Annotated in this window: 3 protein-coding genes; 1 reads left to right on the top strand and 2 read right to left on the bottom strand. The window is 72.3% G+C overall.

All coding sequences use genetic code 11. From position 1 onward, the window contains the following. Positions 1 to 13: 13 nt before the first annotated feature. Entirely contained in the window at positions 14 to 1,072 is a 1,059-nt protein-coding gene (locus tag NQ160_RS20180) for a glycosyltransferase family 2 protein (protein ID WP_374113688.1), read from the top strand. Positions 1,073 to 1,093: 21 nt separating this feature from the next. Here the strand turns inward: NQ160_RS20180 and NQ160_RS20175 are convergent, their stop codons facing one another. Together NQ160_RS20175 and NQ160_RS20170 are read right to left on the bottom strand one after the other, a co-directional pair. Continuing rightward, positions 1,094 to 2,545: a CDP-glycerol glycerophosphotransferase family protein gene (locus NQ160_RS20175; protein WP_257516890.1), complete on the bottom strand. Its 1,452-nt coding sequence runs from the start codon at positions 2,543 to 2,545 to the stop codon at positions 1,094 to 1,096. Further along, complete coding sequence (locus NQ160_RS20170; protein ID WP_257516889.1) at positions 2,542 to 3,810, bottom strand: CDP-glycerol glycerophosphotransferase family protein; 1,269 nt, start codon at positions 3,808 to 3,810, stop codon at positions 2,542 to 2,544. Before NQ160_RS20170 ends, NQ160_RS20175 begins: the two co-directional genes overlap by 4 nt. Positions 3,811 to 3,874: the final 64 nt, after the last annotated feature.

The raw sequence follows: 3,874 nt of genomic DNA, 5'->3' as shown, positions 1-3,874 counted from the left end.
GGACGCGCCCGTCGTGGCAGCCGATGCCGGAGTCACCTTCGTCATGCCGGTGCTCAACGAGCGGGCGTACCTGGAGCGGGCGGTGCGCACCGTGCTCGAGCAGGACCTCGCCGGTCGCCCCGTCGAGTTGGTGCTGGCCCTCGGGCCCTCGAGCGACGGCACGACCGAGCTCGCGCGAAGGCTGGCCGCGGCGGACCCCCGGATCGTCCTGGTCGACAACCCCGCCGCCGACATCCCGGTGGGGCTGAACCTCGCCATCCGGGCCGGCCGGTACCCCACGATCGTGCGCGTCGACGCGCACTCCGAGCTCACCGGGGATTACACCCGCCGTGCCCTCGAGACTCTCGAGCGGGTGCGCGCCGCGAACGTCGGCGGCATCATGCGCGCCGACGGCCGTACCCCCTTCCAGCGGGCGGTCGCACGCGCGTACAACTCCCCCATCGGCCTGGGCGGCGGCGCGTACCACAGCGGCGGAACCGAGGGACCGGCGGAGTCGGCCTACCTGGGGGTCATGCGGCGGGCGGTCCTCGAAGAAGTGGGCATGTTCGACGAATCCGTGAGGCGGGGCGAGGACTGGGAGCTGAACCTGCGCATCCGACGCGCGGGCTACCGCGTGTGGTTCGACCCGGAGCTCGCCGTGACCTATTGGCCGCGCGAGAGCTGGACGCGACTGGTCCGCCAGTTCTTCGCGACCGGAAAGTGGCGCGGTGAGCTGGTGCGCCGGTACGGCCGACGCAATTCGCTCCGCTACTTCGCCCCGCCCGGGCTCGTCGTGCTGGTGGTGCTGGCGCTGCTGCTCGCGGTGCTGCAGGCGACCGGTGTGGTCACCGGCTGGGCGTCTCTCGCGGCGTCGGTGCTCTACCTGCCGATCATCGCGTACGCGATACTCGTCGTCGGCGTCGCCGCCGGTCGCGGTGGCGGCAAAGGGTGGCGAGACAAGCTGTGGACGCTCGCCGTGCTCCCGACGATGCACCTGTCGTGGGGCACCGGCTTCATCGGGGGCGTGCTGCGCGGCGCCCACGACACCGTGGACACCTCCCGGCTGGGCACCCGCAACACCCCCCTCCCCTGAGCCCTCCCAGGGTCCGAGCGGTCAGCGGTCGACGAACCCCTGGTCGAGGATGCGGGCGACCACCCGTTCGGCAGCATGTCCGTCGTCGCGCGCGTTGAACCGCCGTCGCCACGCCGAATACGCCGCGGCGTACTGCGCGGGCACGCCGTCGTCGGCCAGCGCCGCGATGAGGTCGTCCGCCGAGCGCACCACCGGGCCGGGTGCGTGAGACGCGAGGTCGAAGTAGAACCCCCGCAGCTCGCCCCTGTAGTGCTCGAGATCCGGAACCAGGAAGTACATGGGCTTTCCGGTGACGCTGAAGTCGAACATGACCGAGGAGTAGTCGGTGATGAGCGCGTCGGCGGCCAGCAGCAGCCGCGCCGTGTCAGGGAACGCCGTCACGTCGATCACGCGCGGCCCTGTCGCATCCCGTCCCGGCAGCAGTGTGCGCGAGTGTCCCCGCACGAGCACGACGGCATCGGATGCGGCGGCGAGCTCGACGGGATCCACGAAGTCCACCATCTGCTCGCGGTCATCGCGCCACGTCGGTGCGTACAGCAGCACGCGTTCGTCGTCTCGGATCCCGAGCTGGCGGCGGGTCGCAGCGCCGTCGCCCGAGACGAGGACGTCGTTGCGGGGGTAACCCTCGACCCACACCGGCCGCGAGAGGAAGGCATAGGCCTTCTTCATGATGCGAGCGGCGTACGGGTTCTGTGCGAGCAGCACATCCCACCGTCGCGCCTCCCGGACGACCGCGATCATGCGGCGGGCGTCGAACCCCGGTCGATGCAGGGCGAGGCGCTTCAAAGGCGTCCCGTGCCAGGTCTGCAGCACCCGCTGGCCGCGGCGGCGCTCGAAGCGCCGGCGCAGCCAGTCGTTGACCACCAGCAGGCGGGACGCCCCTCGGGCGCGCCACCACTGCGGGGTGCCCTCGACGACCGCGACGGCGCCTTCTGGGACGGCCACCGACAGATCCACGACACTCCAGTACCGCACCACGCCAGGCGCCACACGTGCCAGCTCCCGGTCGATCGCCAGCGGGTTGCAGCTGGCGTTGCGCCCGTAGAAGCTCTCGAAGAACACGGCGTTCTCGAGCTCGCCGCGCCCGGTGACGTACCGGCGTTCCAGGGCCGCCTGCCCGTCGCCGGAGTCGTAGGCCGGGTCCACCGGCGGTCCGACCCGCAGCACGGCGCCGTCGAGCTGGGCACGAAGGGTCCCGAGCATGCTGAGCGGCACCGAGGCCTCGGCATCCATCGGCTCCCCGTCGGCGCCGACGACCGTCACGTCGTATCGGCCGGTCGGCAACGGCAGCTCTGGCCCGCCCCACCGCGACGCGCGCAGCGGGAACACCGCACGCCATGTGGCGCCGCGGCCCGAAAGGCGCGCCGTGACCCGCGCGCGCGGCCCGACGAGCTCGGCGCGCTGGGGGCGCGGTCCCGTGCCGCTCAGCTCGAGTGTGGCACCGTCCTCGGCGATGAGGCGTGCTCGGATCATGCCGGTCCCTTCGATCGTGTGGCGAGGCCTGCCCGGATCGCACGGTACACCCGCGCGGTGTTGTGTCCGTCTCGGTACGCGTGCATCCGCTCGCTCAGACGGCGCGATCGGCTCACGCACTCCTCGCGGGCCGCGGGGTCTGCCAGCACGACGTCGAGCCTGGCGCAGACGCCGTCCCAGTCCGTCGCGTGGTCGGCTCCCGCGACGTCGGCATAGGTGCCGTAGAAGCCGCGCCGGGCGGCGTACGCTTCGAGATCGGGCGCGAGGAAGAGCACGGGCAGGGGAACGAGTCCCGCGTCGTAAGCGAGCGAGGAGTAGTCGGTGATGAGCACGTCGACGCCAGGCAGGGCCGGTGTGACGTCGGCGAGGACGTCACTTCCCATGAGACGCACGCGGTCGACGCCCGAGGGCGGTGCGTAGCGGCCGGCGCCGAGGTGATGCGGACGCACGAGCAGCGTCGCATCGTGCCGCTCGAGCACCTGCTGGATGCGACGCCATTGCGCGGCGTCCGGGATCGACGGATCCACATCGCCGTCACGCCAGGTCGGGGCGTAGAGCACCCAGCGGGTGCCGGGCGACGCGGATGCCGGTGCGCCCACTGCCCGGGCGATGATCGCGCGCGCCGCCTCACGACGGGAGGCGGGGGTGCCGATCGAAAGCACGTCGACGCGGGGTTCGCCGGTGACGACCACCTGGCCGTCGTAGAGTCCGAACGCCGACTCGAGACGTCCGCGTACGAGATCGGAGGCGGCAGGGAGCACCGCGATGGCCGCCGCGGTGCGGCGGTACATGATGCGCAGGAACGCCCTCACCGCCCGCGAGCGGGGAAGAAAGCCGCTGCGGAGTGTCTCGGGCGAATCCAGTCCGATGCGTTTGAGCGGGATGCCGTGCCACAGCTGCACCACGAACGCGCCCGAGACGGCGTAGCGGTTGGCGTCGCCCAAACCGTGCGTCACGACGACGACACGGGCCCGGGCCGTCTGCCACAGTCCTCGGACCGAGCCGCGGGGCACCGAGCGAATGCCGCGCTCACGCGCCTCACGCGCCTCGGCGGCGGTGCCGGTGAGCCACGTGGCATCCACGCCGTGCCGATCGACGGCTTCTCGCCACAGCGCCCAGCCGCCGTCGGCCAGACCGGCGGCGGAACCGAACACCCAGGTGTCGCGCGCGCGGGGCACGAGAAGCGTGAAGAGGCGACCGGCCGCGTAGAGCGGGATGCGGGCCAGCTTGCCGGCGTTGCCCGCGCCGAACGAGAAGGACGCCACCCCGCGAGCCTATCGCGGGGTGGCGTCCTGGCCGGTCAGCGGACGCTCGTCAGTCGACGAGCTC

The organism is Microbacterium sp. zg.Y909 (genome assembly GCF_024626565.1).
The sequence above is the reverse complement of the archived record's forward strand: the minus strand, read 5'-3'. Positions and strand labels throughout refer to the sequence as shown.

Bases quoted from the DNA above. Each gene is read 5' to 3' on its own strand.
- NQ160_RS20175 (WP_257516890.1), bottom strand. From the start codon at position 2,545: ATGATCCGAGCACGCCTCATCGCCGAGGACGGTGCCACACTCGAGCTG.